Origin of the sequence: Streptococcus sp. HMSC065C01, assembly GCF_001813525.1 — a bacterium.
GTDB lineage: Bacteria > Bacillota > Bacilli > Lactobacillales > Streptococcaceae > Streptococcus > Streptococcus parasanguinis_V.
This window is the reverse complement of record NZ_KV812813.1, coordinates 1-16,225: the sequence shown is the minus strand read 5'-3', so window position 1 is coordinate 16,225 and position 16,225 is coordinate 1. Positions and strand designations below refer to the sequence as shown.

The window sequence follows — 16,225 nt, the reverse complement described above, 5'->3', positions numbered from 1 at the left end:
ATTAATTGTCTAACTTTTTGGGGTCAGTACAGAATAGGACTCTTTTTAAATTTACAGACTTGTAAACCCATCGATCCTGATCAACAAAAAGAATAGTAAGATGCTTGTTTTCTAATATAAAGCGTGTTAAAATGGTAACTGCTCAAAACGACCTTCAATCGTTGAAGCAAACCACGACCTTCAATCGTGAGAAACGAAAAGATGGGAGAAATCTATGAGTGATAACTCGAAAACACGTGTTGTTGTTGGTATGAGTGGTGGTGTGGATTCATCTGTAACAGCTTTATTATTAAAGCAACAGGGTTACGATGTCATCGGCATCTTCATGAAAAACTGGGACGACACAGACGAAAATGGCGTATGTACAGCTACAGAAGATTACAAAGATGTAGCAGCGGTTGCAGACCAAATTGGCATTCCTTACTATTCTGTCAACTTTGAGAAAGAATACTGGGATCGTGTCTTTGAATATTTCCTTGCCGAATACCGAGCTGGTCGAACACCAAATCCGGATGTCATGTGTAATAAGGAAATCAAATTTAAGGCCTTTTTAGATTATGCTATGACACTCGGTGCAGATTATGTAGCGACAGGGCACTATGCGCGTGTGGCGCGTGATGAGGATGGCATTGTTCATATGTTACGTGGCGTTGACAACGGGAAGGACCAAACTTATTTCTTAAGCCAACTGTCACAAGAACAACTTCAAAAAACCATGTTCCCATTGGGACATTTGGAAAAGCCTGAGGTTCGCCGTCTAGCTGAAGAAGCTGGATTGGCAACAGCTAAAAAGAAAGACTCAACTGGAATTTGCTTTATCGGAGAAAAGAATTTCAAAGAGTTTCTAGGGAACTACCTTCCTGCCCAACCAGGTCGAATGATGACCATCGATGGACGAGATATGGGCGAACATGCTGGTTTGATGTATTACACAATCGGTCAACGGGGTGGGCTTGGAATTGGTGGCCAACAAGGTGGAGACAATGCTCCATGGTTTGTAGTTGGTAAAGACCTCAGTCAAAATATTCTTTATGTCGGTCAAGGCTTCTACCATGAAGCATTGATGTCAACAAGTTTACAGGCTAGTCAAGTTCACTTTACACGAGATATGCCAGAAGAGTTTACATTAGAGTGTACAGCTAAGTTCCGCTATCGTCAACCTGACTCCAAGGTGACTGTACACGTTAAAGGTGACAAGGCAGAAGTGATTTTCGCAGAACCTCAACGGGCCATTACGCCTGGGCAGGCTGTTGTCTTTTACGATGGTGAAGAGTGTCTCGGAGGTGGTTTGATTGATAATGCCTACCGGGATGGAGAAGTTTGTCAGTATATTTAAATTGACAAATTTTCGCAATTTGCTACAATAAGAAAAGCAATAGAAATGATGGTCAAAGCTCATGGATGTTGCAGGCTTTTTTGTCCTGCACTTCTCAGAGTTTTGACTGTTTTTGTGTCTTTTAAGGGAAAGGATAAAAATGAGTCAGCAAGACTTTCGGACAAAAGTGGGGAATACGGTTTTTGGTGTTCGGGCGACAGCCTTGATTGTAGAAGAGGGCAAGTTGTTAGTGGTAGAAGATGAGGATGGTTTTTACACGATTGGTGGTGCGATCCAAGTCGGCGAAAGAACGGAAGAGGCTGTAATTCGTGAAGTGAAAGAAGAGCTGGGTGTCAAAGCTCAAGCTGGGCAACTAGCTTTTGTGGTTGAAAATCGTTTTGAACAAGCTGGTGTCCACTTCCATAATATCGAGTTTCATTATTTGGTGGACTTGCTTGAGGATGCTCCATTGACTATGCAGGAAGATGCAAGGCAATTACCTTGTCGGTGGATAGCTCTGAATCAATTGCATACAGTTCCTCTGAAACCAGGCTTTTTAAAAATAGTCTTACCAGAATGGGACGGGCAACTAAGACACATCCATTTTGAGAAATAGGAGAGAAAATAATGGTTAAGCTTATTGCCCATGTACTTGTTCATAGTGGTGATGATTATTTGCTCATTCAGCGTTCGGAAATTAAAAGAGGACAACCCAACGTTTATCCAACTTACTGGGATATTCCTGGTGGTGGGGTTGAAAAGGGTGAGCTTCCGCGAAATGGGGCTCTTAGAGAATGTGTTGAAGAAGCGGGAGTTAGGCTAGATAGCAGTTCGCTCAAACTTCTTCACGAAGATAGTCAACTGGATACCTCTAAGGATACTGTCTTTACTCGCTTAGTTTATAAAGCAGAGTGGGTTGGGGAGAAGCCAATTATCAGATTAGATCCTGAAGAGCATACACATTTTAAATGGGTTACCATGGATCAAGCTCTAGAGGAGGAGAAGCTAGTTCCTTATTTGCGAGAAATTTTTGAAAGGTTAAGAAATGACTTATAACTTTATAGAAGAATACGATATCATTGTAATCGGTGCGGGGCATGCGGGAGTAGAAGCCTCTCTAGCTGCTAGCCGTATGGGTTGTAAGGTCTTACTTGCGACTATTAACATTGAAATGCTGGCTTTTATGCCTTGTAATCCCTCTATTGGTGGTTCTGCTAAGGGGATTGTCGTGCGTGAAGTCGATGCCCTCGGTGGAGAAATGGCGAAAAATATCGACAAGACCTACATCCAAATGAAAATGCTCAATACTGGTAAAGGTCCTGCGGTTCGTGCACTTCGGGCTCAAGCAGATAAAGAACTTTACTCAAAAGAAATGCGGAAAACGGTTGAAAACCAAGAAAATTTAACTCTTCGCCAAACTATGATTGATGAGATTTTGGTGGAGAATGGTAAGGTTGTTGGTGTAAGAACTGCGACTCACCAAGAGTATGGGGCAAAGGCTGTTATTGTCACTACTGGGACAGCTTTACGCGGAGAAATTATCATTGGAGATCTCAAATATTCGTCAGGACCTAATCATAGTCTAGCTTCTATCAATTTGGCCGACAATCTCAAACAGCTAGGATTAGAAATTGGACGTTTCAAAACAGGGACACCACCTCGTGTAAAGGCATCGTCAATTAATTATGACGAAACGGAAATTCAACCTGGAGATGAAGCTCCAAATCATTTTTCTTATACATCGCGTGATGAAGATTATGTTAAGGATCAAGTTCCTTGTTGGTTGACTTACACGAATGGGCATAGCCATGAAATTATCCAGAATAATTTACACCGGGCACCTATGTTTACAGGGATTGTAAAGGGAGTAGGTCCTCGCTATTGTCCGTCCATTGAGGATAAAATTGTCCGTTTTGCTGACAAAGAGCGTCATCAACTATTTTTAGAACCTGAGGGACGAAATACAGAAGAAGTCTATGTTCAAGGGCTGTCAACGAGTTTACCAGAGGATGTTCAGCGGGATCTCGTCCATTCTATTAAGGGACTTGAGAAGGCAGAAATGATGCGAACGGGTTATGCGATTGAGTATGATATGGTTTTGCCTCATCAATTGCGCGCAACTTTGGAAACCAAGAAAATTTCAGGTCTCTTTACAGCTGGCCAAACCAATGGAACGTCTGGCTATGAGGAGGCCGCTGGTCAAGGGATTATTGCAGGGATTAATGCGGCTCTAAAAATCCAAGGAAAACCAGAACTCATTTTGAAACGTAGTGATGGCTATATTGGGGTTATGATCGATGACTTGGTAACAAAGGGAACGATCGAACCGTATCGTTTGTTAACAAGTCGTGCAGAATACCGTTTGATTTTGCGTCATGATAATGCAGATATGCGCTTGACAGAAATGGGACGAGCAATTGGATTGGTAGATGATGAACGTTGGCAACGTTTCGAAACCAAGAAGTATCAGTTTGAAAACGAGATGAAGCGTTTGGATAGCATTAAGTTAAAGCCTGTAAAGGAAACCAATGAGAAGGTCGCTGCAATGGGCTTTAAACCATTGACAGATGCTGTCACTGCTAAAGAATTCTTGAGACGACCAGAAGTCTCTTACCAAGATGTGGTAGAATTTATCGGTCCTGCAGCTGAAGAACTGGATGATAAAATCATTGAATTGATTGAAACTGAAATTAAATACGAAGGCTATATTTCAAAAGCAATGGACCAAGTCGAAAAAATGAAGCGTATGGAAGAAAAACGAATTCCTGCGAATATTGACTGGGATGATATTGACTCCATCGCAACCGAAGCTCGTCAAAAATTTAAATTAATTAATCCAGAAACGATTGGTCAAGCAAGTCGTATCTCAGGTGTCAATCCAGCAGATATCTCTATTTTAATGGTTTACTTGGAAGGTAAATCTCGGAGTATCTCCAAAAACAAAGCAAACCACTAATCAAATGAGGCTGAGATGATGTTTCAGCCTCAATTTTATAGATTGAAATTTGTTGCTGTTGTTTACACGATTGTAAACTTTTGTTTACAAGGTAGTGAAGTGGAGAAAGAGTTTTTGACTGGTCAATCTTCTCTGTAATATAGAGAGAAACCTCGCTTTTTACCTCTAATTATGGTATAATTCCGAGAAGAGGTTTATGATGAAAAAATTTCGTTTATCGTTCATCCATTATGTGTTAATTGGTTTTATTTCATTTGCAATTTTAGCAATTTTTTTAAGAATCTTTGGCAAAGGCTATGTAACTCTCATTGCAATTTTTTTAGTCTTAGCTGGATTGATTGCTTTATTTGAATACCAGTTACAAATTTCAGAGTTAGATGAATTAGAACAAATACAATATGTGAACCATCAGGCAGAAAGCGGATTAGCATCCCTCCTTGATAAAATGCCTGTTGGAGTTATCAAAATTAATGAAGAGTCAAATGAAGTAGAGTGGTTCAACCCTTATGCTGAATTGATTTTTTCAACAGATGATGGGGACTTTGATGTTGAATCCTTGAAAAAGTTGCTCAATACTCTGTTTGAGGATAAAGGACACTATGTCACTGTAGCCGATAAGAAATATTCCGTTTACTTTGATCAGACGTCTAGTGTTGTTTACTTTTTTGATGTTTCAAGTGAGTATGAAGCAACTGTGGGGTTGGTGACAACTCGTCCCGTTATCGGTATTATTTCTGTTGATAACTATGATGATCTAGAAGATGTCATTTCAGACTCTGATATTAGCAATATCAATAGTTTTATTGCCAACTTTGTAGAAGAGTTTACAGCTCATTACCATATGTTTTACAGACGTGTGGGGATGGATCGTTTCTATTTGTTTACAGACTACACGGTCTTAGAACAGTTGATGGAATCAAAATTTTCAGTCATCGATCAATTCCGTGAAGAAGCTAAAAATCGTGAGCTACCTATTACCTTAAGTATGGGATTCTCGTACGGTGACGGGAAGCATGATGAGATTGGTAAAGGGGCTCTCTTGAACCTAAACCTTGCAGAAGTTCGTGGTGGGGATCAAGCGGTTGTCAAGGAAAATGATGAACAGAAAAACCCTATTTTCTTTGGTGGGGGAACAGCTTCGGCTGTGAAGCGGACTCGGACTCGCACACGCGCTATGATGACAGCTATTTCGGATAAGATCAAATCCGTTGATCAAGTCTTCATTGTTGGGCATAGAAACTTGGATATGGACGCTCTAGGAGCGTCTGTGGGAATGCAGTTTTTCTCTAGCAATATTTTGGCCTCCTCTTATGTGGTCTATGACCCGCATGCAATGGCAAGTGATATTTCAAGAGCGATTGCGAAACTAGAAGAAGAGCAGGTAACGAAAATCCTTTCCCTAGAGGAAGCCATGCAAATGGTGACGGATCGCTCTTTGTTAATTATGGTTGACCATTCTAAGACAGCTTTGACCCTTTCTAAAGAATTTTATCAGGAATTTCAACAGATTATTGTCATTGACCATCACCGTCGGGACGATGATTTCCCTGAAAATGTTCTGATCACCTATATTGAAAGTGGAGCAAGTAGTGCGAGCGAATTGGTTAGTGAACTGATTCAGTTCCAGAAGTCGAAGAAAAATCGGTTAACGAAGATTCAAGCTAGTGTCTTGATGGCTGGGATCATGCTGGATACTAAGAACTTCTCCACACGTGTTACAAGTCGGACCTTTGATGTGGCGAGTTACCTTCGTTCAAGAGGTAGTGATAGTGTAGCCATCCAGGAGATCTCTGCGATTCAGTTTGACGAGTACCGCGAAGTGAACGAACTGATCTTGACTGGTGAAAAGATTTTGCCGCATATCATCGTAGCTTGTGCCAATACGACTAAAGCCTATGATTCAGTAACCATTAGTAAGGCTGCTGATAGTATGCTGGCCATGTCTGAGGTGGAAGCAACCTTTGTCATTGCTTGTAATCAAAGTGGAACTGTCTCGATTTCTGCACGTAGTCGAAGCAAAGTCAATGTACAGCGTATCATGGAACAGCTTGGCGGAGGAGGTCATTTCAATTCGGCGGCTTCTCAAATTGAGGGTCAAGATTTGATGAGTATTCGTCAACAATTGATTGAGACTATTGAAAACGAAGTAACTATTGAAAAGGAGAATGTAGAATGAAAGTTATTTTCTTAGCGGATGTAAAAGGTAAAGGTAAGAAAGGCGAAATTAAAGAAGTGCCTACTGGTTATGCACAAAACTTTTTGATCAAGAAAAATCTTGCGAAAGAAGCCAATGCCCAAGCAATCGGTGAACTTCGTGGAAAGCAAAAGTCAGAAGAAAAAGCGCATGCTGAATTGTTAGCAGAAGCGCAAAAGATTAAAGCAAAATTAGAAGAAGAAGCAACTGTTGTTCAATTCACGGAAAAAATTGGGCCAGATGGCCGTACTTTCGGCTCTATTACCAATAAAAAGATTGCAGAAGAGCTTGAGAAACAATTTGGCATTAAAATTGATAAACGTCATATCCAAGTTTCCTCTCCAATTCGTTCAACAGGTTTGATTGACGTCCCTGTAAAAATTTATCAAGATGTTACAGGTGTGATTAATATTCGTGTAAACGAAGGGTAAACACGATCGATAGAAAGGTTTTTTTATGGCTGAGATAGAGGAATTACGAACACAACCTCAGGATATCCAAGCGGAGCAATCAGTGTTGGGAGCCATCTTTATTGATGAGGGGAAATTGGTCTTTGTTCGTGAATATATCGAGCCTGGCGATTTCTTTAAGTACTCGCACCGTTTGATTTTTAAAGCCATGATCGATCTAGCTGACCGCGGGGATGCGATTGATGCGACGACTGTTCGAAATATTTTAGATAGTCAGGGGGATCTCCAAAATATTGGTGGTCTCTCCTATTTGGTAGAAGTCATTAATTCGGTACCAACTTCAGCTAACGCGGAGTATTACGCGAAAATTGTTGCCGAAAAAGCTGTCTTACGTCGATTGATCTCTCGATTAACGGAAAGTATTAATCAAGCTTATGATGGTGCAAGTCCTTCAGATGAAATCATTGCGGGTGCTGAAAAAGCTCTGATTGATGTTAGTGAAAACGCAAATCGTAGTGGATTTAAAAATATTCGAGACATCTTGAATATAAATTTTGGTAGCTTGGAAGCCCGCTCGCTTCAAACCTCTGATATTACGGGTATTGCGACAGGCTATCGCGATTTGGACCATATGACGACAGGGCTACATGAGGAAGAGTTGATTATTTTAGCGGCTCGTCCTGCAGTAGGGAAAACAGCCTTTGCTCTAAATATTGCTCAAAATATCGGGACAAAGTTGGATAAGACAGTGGCTATTTTCTCATTAGAAATGGGTGCTGAAAGTTTGGTTGACCGGATGTTAGCAGCTGAAGGCTTGATTGAATCCCATTCGATTCGTACAGGTCAATTGACGGATGAAGAGTGGCGGAAATATGCCATTGCTCAAGGAAATTTGGCCAATGCGAGTATTTACATCGATGATACCCCAGGAATTCGGATCACTGAGATTCGTTCGAGAGCAAGAAAATTAGCGCAGGAAACAGGCAATCTCGGTCTTATTCTGATTGACTACCTGCAGCTGATTACAGGGACTGGAAGAGAAAACCGTCAACAGGAAGTTTCAGAAATTTCTCGTCAGTTAAAGATTTTGGCAAAGGAACTAAAAGTTCCCGTTATTGCTTTGAGTCAGCTATCACGTGGTGTGGAACAGCGCCAAGACAAACGTCCTGTTCTTTCTGATATTCGTGAATCTGGATCGATTGAGCAGGATGCGGATATTGTTGCTTTCTTGTACCGTGATGATTATTATGATCGAGCTGGTGAAGAGGAAGAAGATGGAATGCCCAATAATACGGTTGAAGTGATTATTGAGAAAAACCGTTCAGGTGCGCGTGGGACAGTCGAATTAATATTCCAAAAGGAATACAATAAATTCTCAAGTATTTCAAAGAGAGAGGATCAATAAGATGAGTGATGCATTTACAGATGTTGCAAAAATGAAAAAAATTAAAGAAGAAATCAAGGCCCATGAAGGACAAGTGGTTGAAATGACGCTTGAAAATGGACGGAAACGTCAAAAAAATAAATTTGGACGCTTGATTGAGGTCTATCCTTCTTTATTTATTATCGAGTATACGAACGACAATAGCTTACCAGGTGAACCGGCCAATACCTACGTGGAGTCTTACACCTATTCAGATATTTTGACAGAGAAGAATTTAATTCGTTATTTGGATTAATTTCTTGCTTTTATCGTCTAAATCAGTTATTATAATAAATACATATGGGAGTCTGTGTACAGTCTGAGAGGAAGTGTAAGCTTCGACCGCACCTGATCTGGGTAATGCCAGCGTAGGAAACAAATGAAATGTATTTTTCGTTATGAGTGACCTTGTGCAATCCGTCTCCTATTTTGGAGGCGTTTTTTATTTGTGAGAAAGGAGGTTACGATGTCTCTTGTAAAAAGATATTCAAAACAGTTGATAGGATTTGCAGGTTTTAGCAGCCTTCTTGTCTTATGGCAGTTAGCAGGATTGTTAAATATCCTCCCCAAATTTGTATTACCAACGCCACTTGAAATTGGGAATGCCTTTGTACGAGATCGAGCTCTCCTGATTCATCACAGTTTGTCTACCCTTCAAGTGGCCTTGATCGGACTTGTTATAGGGGTTCTTCTTGCTGCTGGCTTTGCGATTCTCATGGATAGTTTTCAATGGGTGAATGATCTGGTCTATCCTTTTATGGTTGTTATTCAAACCATTCCGACGATTGCCTTGGCCCCTATCCTGGTTCTTTGGTTTGGTTATGGTATGCTTCCAAAACTGGTTTTGATCATTATTACGGTTGTATTTCCCATCGTAGTCAGTCTGTTAGATGGTTTTCGGCATTGCGATCAAGATATTCTGAGATTGTTTCAGATTATGCAAGCCAATCGCTTTCAGACTTTAGTCCATTATAAAATTCCTGCAGCGCTTCCTTATTTTTTCGCAGGTTTACGTGTGAGCGTTTCCTATGCTTTTATCAGTACGGTAGTTTCAGAATGGTTAGGAGGTTTTGATGGATTGGGGGTCTATATGATCCAATCGAAGAAGTTATTTCAGTATGATACGATGTTTGCGATCATTGTATTGATTTCTGCTATTAGTTTACTCGGTATGTTTCTCGTTGACCAATTAGAACGAACCATTCTAAAATGGAAAAAGGATTGACAAACTTGTAAATGGTGTAAAAATTAAATTGACAAAAATGTAAAAGAGGTATAGCTAATGAAAAAGTCAATAGGTTTATTTTTCTCAATAATATTGGGATTTGTTTTCTTGAGTGCTTGTCAAAATTCTGTCAAGCAATCGTCAAGTGGTTTGAAAAAGATTGATTTTATTCTAGATTGGACCCCGAATACCAATCACACGGGTCTCTATGTAGCAAAGGAAAAAGGGTACTTTAAAGATGCAGGACTGGATGTAGATATAAAACTTCCTCCGGAAGACAGTAGTTCTGATTTGATTATCAATGGGAAAGCTCCATTTGGTATTTATTTCCAAGATTCTATGGCCAAGAAATTGGATAAAGGTGCGGGTATTACCGCTATTGCAGCTATTGTCGAACACAATACGTCAGGGATTATTTCAAGAAAAGATGCAGCGATCACAAGTCCAAAAGATTTGGTTGGTAAGAAGTATGGTACCTGGAATGATCCGATTGAGTTGGAAATGATCAAATCGATGATGAAAAAAGAAGGGGCTGATTTTAATCAAGTAAAATTGGTTCCAAATAGTGATTCAAATTCCATTACTCCGATTGAAAATAAGGTCTTTGATGCTGCTTGGATTTATCACGGTTGGGATGGAATTTTGGCTGAGCAAAAGGGAATGAAAACCAATTTCTTCTATATGAAAGATTTTGTTCCTGCATTTGACTACTATTCGCCTGTTATTATTGCTAACAATGACTATTTGAAATCTCATAAAGAGGAAGCAAAAAAATTCATTCAAGCGGTGAAAAAAGGCTACCAATATGCTATAGAGCATCCAGAAGAAGCAGCAGATATCTTGATTAAACAGGCCCCTGCTTTGGCTAACCAGCGTGATTTTGTACTAGCTTCTCAAAAATATCTTTCCAGTCAATATGCTTCAGACAAGGATAAATGGGGACAGTTTGACTCCAAACGTTGGAATGCTTTTTATGCTTGGGCAAAAGAGCAAGGATTGGTTTCAAATGACTTAGAAGACAAAGGTTTCACAAATGAATTGGTAGGTGACTGATATTTTAACCGTAAAAGATGTAAGTTTCTCTTTTGGAGATAAAGCAGTTTTAAACAATGTATCACTAGAAGTGCAAAAAGGAGAAATCGTCTCTATTCTAGGTCCAAGTGGGGTAGGGAAATCAACCTTGTTTAATTTAATTGCTGGGATCCTTCCCTTACAAAAGGGCGCTATAGAAGTAGATGATGCCCCGATCTCCTTTGGAAAAGTCAGCTATATGCTACAAAAGGATCTTTTGTTAGAACATAAGACAGTATTGGGAAATATTATTCTTCCCCTTCAATTAAAAAAGATTCCTAAGGAAGAGGCAACATCTACAGCTCTAAAATTGTTAGATGAATTTAAATTGGGAAGTATCGCCAACCTTTATCCTAATGCGCTGAGTGGGGGGATGCGGCAACGGGTGGCGCTATTAAGGACTTATCTATTGGGTCATTCTGTCTTCCTATTAGATGAAGCTTTTAGTGCCTTAGATGAATTGACAAGGCAGGATCTTTATCACTGGTATCTAGAAAGCAAGGAACGTCTTGGTCTCACCACTCTAGTGATCACTCATAGTATCGAAGAAGCTTTGACATTGAGTGACCGGATCTATATCTTGAATCATAATCCCGGTGAAATTATTGCAGATCTTCCTTTAAAATGGGATCCAGCAACGGATAGAGACTGGCAACAATTGCAATATAAAAAACGAATCATAGAATTATTGTCTGAATTTCATTGAAATTGTTTTGAAGGACTTTACAAAGTTTCTATTCCGTGATAGAATAGAATTTGTGCGAAATGACAGCAGGACAAAATGAAGCTCGTCAACAGGAAGCCAGCTAGAAAAGTAACCTTTGCTGTTTGGGCGAAGGCTTTCTGAACGAATCAGGTTTGTCTAAAACGTTATTTCCTACAAAAAATTATTTTTATAGGAGGACATTTCAAATGTCACGTTATACAGGACCATCTTGGAAACAATCTCGCCGTCTTGGCTTGTCACTTACAGGTACAGGTAAAGAATTGGCACGTCGTAACTACGTACCAGGTCAACACGGACCAAACAACCGTTCAAAATTGTCAGAATACGGTTTGCAATTAGCTGAAAAACAAAAACTTCGTTTCTCTTACGGACTTGGTGAAAAACAATTCCGTAACTTGTTCGTACAAGCTACTAAAGTTAAAGAAGGAACTGTCGGTTTCAACTTCATGCTTCTTTTGGAACGTCGTTTGGATAACGTTGTTTACCGTCTTGGACTTGCGACTACTCGTCGTCAAGCTCGTCAATTCGTTAACCACGGTCACATCCTTGTTGACGGAAAACGCGTTGATATCCCTTCATACCGTGTAACTCCAGGTCAAGTGATCTCAGTTCGCGAAAAATCAGCTAAAGTTCCAGCTATTCTTGAAGCTGTTGAAGCTACAGTTGGACGTCCAGCATTCGTATCATTCGATGCTGACAAATTGGAAGGTTCATTGACACGTCTTCCAGAACGTGATGAAATCAACCCAGAAATCAACGAAGCACTTGTCGTTGAATTCTACAACAAAATGCTTTAATTTTAAGATATACTTTGCAGAAAGCCTACTACAGTGGGCTTTTTGTTTTGTCTTAAAGGGTTGATTTCTGGGTTTGTTCAGTTATTTGTTCAGTTATAAGTTTTCTAAAGCTGTTTTATTACATGAGGTAGTTTTTTGTTTTCTTAAAACCTAAACCTGCTAATAAAAAAACTCCTGATCTATCTAGATCAGGAGGCACTATTACCGTAACATTTTCATTAAAAATTCAGCCATTTGTTGAGGGCTTTCTTTTTTTCCGCGAGAAACCCACATTTGACAGACTCCGAAGAAGGCATTGGTCAGATAGACAGAACTGTAGACTCTTTCAATATCTGTTAATGATTTATGACTATATCGCTCTTGCAAACTATCAACCAGAAGAATCTGTAATTTATGTCGTAAGAAGGTTTGGATTTCCTTGGTTCCATTCTCTGTCAGAAGAACCGCAAAGAGTGGCTCCTTGGTTAGAAATTCGAACACCTCTGTAATCGCTTGGCGCTTGTCGTCTTGGTGTTTATCAAAGATGTATTCAAGCTTGTGAAAGAGTGCTTGTTGGTAGCGCTCGATCATGTCGTACTTGTCTCGATAGTGGGTATAAAAGCTAGAGCGACTAATACCGGATTCTTGTGCTAACTCAACCGTTGTGATTTGGTCGAATGATTCCTTTTCGAGTAGTCGAACCATCGCCTCCTCGATATTTCGTTTTGTTTTTAATCGTTTATTGCTCTCAGTCATCTGTTAATCCTTTTTGCACAAAATTATACACAGTGTCTAAAAACAAAGATTTCCTACTTGTGAAAATTTTTAGAAACTGTATAATCTATTATATCAGAAATTTAGACAATGTGTATAAAAAGGAGACAAAAAATATGATGAAAGAATGGAAGGCTATTCTTAAAAAGCCAACATTTATCATTGTCATGATTGGAGTTGCTTTGATTCCAGCTCTTTATAATATTATTTTTCTATCTTCCATGTGGGATCCATATGGAAAGGTTTCGGATCTTCCTGTAGCGGTTGTCAATAAGGATCAATCTGCTACATATAATGGACAAAAAATGGAAATCGGAAAAGACATGGTGTCCAATTTGAAGGACAATGACTCACTTGATTTTCATTTTGTAGATGAGAAAGCTGCGAAAGATGGTCTCAAAAATGGCGATTATTATATGATTGTAACCCTGCCTGAGGATCTTTCAAAAAAAGCTAGCTCCATCTTAACCAATCATCCGGAACAGATGACCATTGATTACCAAACATCCAGTGGTCATAGTTTTATCGCAGGGAAAATGAGCGACACTGCGATGACAAAAATGAAGCAGTCAGTGGCTGAAAAAGTGACCAATACTTATACAACAGCTTTATTTTCTAAAATGGGATCGCTTAAAACTGGTATGGGGACAGCGGCAGATGGAAGTGCTAAATTAGCAGATGGTGCAAGTAAATTGGAAGATGGTGGTCAAACACTATCTACTAATTTGAATACATTGGCTCGTTCAAGCTTAGCATTTTCAGATGGTGCAACTACTCTTCGTACAGGTCTAGTGGCTTATACAGATGGTGTTGGTCAATTAGGAAATGGTCTCAATCAAATGGCTGGTCAACTTCCAAACTTGGTATCTGGCGTCAATCAATTAAATAATGGGTTTGGTACTTTTAATACAGGCTTGATGGCTTACGCTACCGGAGTGGATCGATTAGGAAATGGTCTCAATCAAATGGCGAGTCAAACCCCTCAGTTGGCTTCAGGAGTTGGTCAATTAACCAGTGGTATGGGGACCCTCAATGATGGTCTTGGGAATTATACCAATGGCGTGCGTCAATTGAATTCAGGCCTATCTAACTTTTCAAATGGTTTAGCAACCTATACAAATGGAGTCGCTACTTTATCAGAAGGAGCGGGTCAATTAAGTAGTCAATCTGCTACCCTTCGAAATGGGGTTTCACAATTAGAATCAGGTATTCAAACATTATCAAGCCAGCTACAAGCTTCTACAAGTCAATCTGCTCAGATTGATCAATTGGCAGCTGGTTTAAACCAATTAAATGCAGCGATTCAAAATGCTTCAGTAGATACCAGTCAACTTTCGTCTGGATTGACGAGTATTGCGAATTCAGCTCAATCAATCCTTGCTTCAGCCCAAGCGGATCGTGCAAATGCCCTTGCAAGTGTGCAAGGGACAGCAGCCTATCAAGCAATGACAGCTGACCAACAAGCGGAAATCAATGCGGCAATCTCATCGAGCCCAAGCTCGAGTGAAACGGCGGCTCAAGGAATCTTGACTACGATTCAAACGATCCAAGGTAGTTTGAATACAGGAAATAGCTTGACACAACTGCAAACAGCAGCCAATCAAGTTTTACCTACAGCTTCTTCAACCTTGACAGACTTGTCAAGTGGCTTGTCTAAGATCCAATCCGCAGTTAGTGGACAATTGTTGCCAGCTAGTCAAACCATCAGTCAAGGGATCGACGCTTATACAGCAGGTGTTGATAAAATCGCTAATGGAGCAACCCAACTTCAGACCAATAGCAGTACTTTAACAAATGGGGCTAGTCAGTTGGCAGCAGGTGTTGGTCAACTAGATAGTAAATCATCAGAATTACTTGCAGGAAGCAATCAATTAGCTTCTGGTCTAGGTGAGTTAAATGGGAAGATGCCTGCCTTGACATCAGGCATGAATCAACTGGCTTCAGGAGCGACTCAATTAACAGGTAAGTCGGGTGAATTGGTTGCCGGTGCTGGAAAATTAGCTGACGGTGTAGGACAATTGAACAGCAAAACTCCAGAGTTGGCAGGTGGTGTCAACAAACTTGTCACTGGTGTCAATCAGTTGACAGAAAAATCAGGTCAATTGGTGACTGGTGCTGATAAACTAGCCGACGGTGCAAATCAAATCTCAGATGGGTCCAGCAAATTAGCAGCAGGTGGCCAAACATTGACAAATGGTTTAGGTGAATTAGCAACAGGAAGCCAAACCTTGAGTCAAGGATTAAACGATGCTAAGGGACAATTGAATGTGGCTTCAACTGAAAAAGAGAACGCAAAAACCTTAGCAAATCCTGTCACTATGTCTAAAACAGACCGTGACAATGTCCCGGTGAATGGTGTCGGAATGGCTCCTTATATGATCTCTGTAGCACTCTTTGTTTGTGCCTTGTCAACCAACATGATCTTTGCAAAATTACCATCCGGCAGTCACCCTGAAAGTCGCTGGGCATGGTTTAAATCTCGCTTTGAGGTCAACGGAACGATTGCGGTGATTGCAGGAGTCTTGGTCTATGGTGCCGTTCACCTGATTGGTTTATCAGCCAATCATGAAATGGCTACGCTCTTCCTTTGTGTGATTGGTAGTGTATCTTTCATGTCTATCGTGACAGCTTTAACGACATGGCAAAGTAAAGTCGGTGCTTTCCTTTCCTTGATCCTCTTGCTCTTGCAATTGGCTTCTAGTGCAGGAACCTATCCTCTTGCTTTGACAAATGGATTTTTCCAAGCTATTCATCCATTCTTACCAATGAGCTATACCGTTTCTGGTCTTCGTCAAACGATTTCGATGACAGGAGAAATTGGAAATCAAGTGGCCTTCCTTCTGATGACTCTTGCTCTTTTTGCAGGCCTCGGAATGTGGTTCTATAATCCAAAAAAATATGAAGAGGACTAATCTTCAGGAACTCCCAACAGAATGTGTTGGGAGTTTTTTGTTTCATGTGAAACAAGAGGCTGGGACAAAAGTCCTAGCCTCTCAATTATTTTTGGATTGTCGAGCAAGACGCAGTGGTTGAGTGGGCTCTACTACGCTGATTTCATCAGCTTTTACAGCCCTACTCAACTGTGCGGAGGTGGGACGACGAAATCGAATTCTAACGAATTACCGATTTCTGTCCCACTCTCTTATTATTTAAAGAAGACGACATCAGGATTTGGTGTAATATAGAGAAGTTGGTCATTTTCAAAGACCAGTTGAATGGTGTTGTTTTTATAGGTGTAAATGGTATAGTCTACTCCGGATTTAGAAGCTTGTTTGAGATCAACAGCTCCCATCAAAAAGGCATGAGCTTGTTCCTCTGTGATTTTGTACTGACCCCAAAAAGTTAGACAATTAA

The 16,225-nt window shown here is 40.2% G+C and carries 15 protein-coding genes and 1 riboswitch; of the genes, 13 read left to right on the top strand and 2 right to left on the bottom strand.

Features of this window, described 5'->3' with window-relative positions; genetic code table 11:
* Positions 1–214: 214 nt before the first annotated feature.
* The 12 genes from mnmA (at position 215) to rpsD (ending at position 12,118) form a co-directional block, all read left to right on the top strand.
* Positions 215–1,336, top strand: coding sequence for a tRNA 2-thiouridine(34) synthase MnmA (gene mnmA, locus HMPREF2918_RS00130; protein WP_070594271.1), 1,122 nt, complete (start codon positions 215–217; stop codon positions 1,334–1,336).
* A 139-nt stretch (positions 1,337–1,475) separates the two neighbouring features.
* Positions 1,476–1,931, top strand: a complete 456-nt coding sequence (locus HMPREF2918_RS00125) for an NUDIX hydrolase (protein ID WP_070594269.1) — start codon at positions 1,476–1,478, stop codon at positions 1,929–1,931.
* Positions 1,932–1,939: 8 nt separating this feature from the next.
* Entirely contained in the window at positions 1,940–2,371 is a 432-nt protein-coding gene (locus HMPREF2918_RS00120; RefSeq protein WP_070594267.1) for an NUDIX hydrolase, read from the top strand.
* Positions 2,361–4,271: a tRNA uridine-5-carboxymethylaminomethyl(34) synthesis enzyme MnmG gene (mnmG, locus tag HMPREF2918_RS00115; RefSeq protein WP_070594264.1), complete on the top strand. Its 1,911-nt coding sequence runs from the start codon at positions 2,361–2,363 to the stop codon at positions 4,269–4,271. The genes HMPREF2918_RS00120 and mnmG overlap by 11 nt, the downstream gene beginning before the upstream one ends.
* Before the next feature lie 196 nt (positions 4,272–4,467).
* Positions 4,468–6,447 carry a DHH family phosphoesterase gene (locus tag HMPREF2918_RS00110; protein ID WP_080982795.1) on the top strand — a complete coding sequence of 660 codons (1,980 nt, stop codon included), beginning with the start codon at positions 4,468–4,470 and terminating at the stop codon, positions 6,445–6,447.
* Positions 6,444–6,896, top strand: a complete 453-nt coding sequence (gene rplI, locus HMPREF2918_RS00105; protein ID WP_003002156.1) for a 50S ribosomal protein L9 — start codon at positions 6,444–6,446, stop codon at positions 6,894–6,896. The genes HMPREF2918_RS00110 and rplI overlap by 4 nt, the downstream gene beginning before the upstream one ends.
* A gap of 25 nt (positions 6,897–6,921) precedes the next feature.
* On the top strand, positions 6,922–8,280 hold the full coding sequence (dnaB, locus tag HMPREF2918_RS00100; protein WP_014714093.1) for a replicative DNA helicase: 1,359 nt from the start codon (positions 6,922–6,924) through the stop codon (positions 8,278–8,280).
* A gap of 1 nt (position 8,281) precedes the next feature.
* Entirely contained in the window at positions 8,282–8,554 is a 273-nt protein-coding gene (locus HMPREF2918_RS00095; RefSeq protein WP_003009183.1) for a Veg family protein, read from the top strand.
* Positions 8,555–8,588: 34 nt separating this feature from the next.
* Positions 8,589–8,690, top strand: a riboswitch (TPP riboswitch).
* A 74-nt stretch (positions 8,691–8,764) separates the two neighbouring features.
* The gene (locus tag HMPREF2918_RS00090) at positions 8,765–9,523 is read left to right on the top strand and encodes an ABC transporter permease (protein ID WP_049516089.1); all 759 of its coding nucleotides are present in this window, start codon (positions 8,765–8,767) and stop codon (positions 9,521–9,523) included.
* A gap of 57 nt (positions 9,524–9,580) precedes the next feature.
* The gene (locus tag HMPREF2918_RS00085; RefSeq protein ID WP_049475071.1) at positions 9,581–10,576 is read left to right on the top strand and encodes an ABC transporter substrate-binding protein; all 996 of its coding nucleotides are present in this window, start codon (positions 9,581–9,583) and stop codon (positions 10,574–10,576) included.
* On the top strand, positions 10,569–11,300 hold the full coding sequence (locus HMPREF2918_RS00080; RefSeq protein WP_024056481.1) for an ABC transporter ATP-binding protein: 732 nt from the start codon (positions 10,569–10,571) through the stop codon (positions 11,298–11,300). The genes HMPREF2918_RS00085 and HMPREF2918_RS00080 overlap by 8 nt, the downstream gene beginning before the upstream one ends.
* Positions 11,301–11,506: 206 nt before the next feature.
* Positions 11,507–12,118: a 30S ribosomal protein S4 gene (gene rpsD / locus HMPREF2918_RS00075; protein ID WP_003002210.1), complete on the top strand. Its 612-nt coding sequence runs from the start codon at positions 11,507–11,509 to the stop codon at positions 12,116–12,118.
* A gap of 201 nt (positions 12,119–12,319) precedes the next feature.
* Here rpsD and HMPREF2918_RS00070 read toward each other — a convergent pair whose 3' ends face one another.
* Entirely contained in the window at positions 12,320–12,853 is a 534-nt protein-coding gene (locus HMPREF2918_RS00070) for a TetR/AcrR family transcriptional regulator (RefSeq protein WP_003001962.1), read from the bottom strand.
* Between the two features lie 134 nt (positions 12,854–12,987).
* On the opposite strand from HMPREF2918_RS00070, the gene HMPREF2918_RS00065 reads away from it, so the two are divergent.
* On the top strand, positions 12,988–15,783 hold the full coding sequence (locus tag HMPREF2918_RS00065) for a YhgE/Pip domain-containing protein (RefSeq protein WP_070594262.1): 2,796 nt from the start codon (positions 12,988–12,990) through the stop codon (positions 15,781–15,783).
* A 233-nt stretch (positions 15,784–16,016) separates the two neighbouring features.
* Here HMPREF2918_RS00065 and HMPREF2918_RS00060 read toward each other — a convergent pair.
* Positions 16,017–16,225: DUF4947 domain-containing protein (locus tag HMPREF2918_RS00060; protein WP_141751562.1), on the bottom strand; the 209-nt coding region annotated here is incomplete at its 5' end.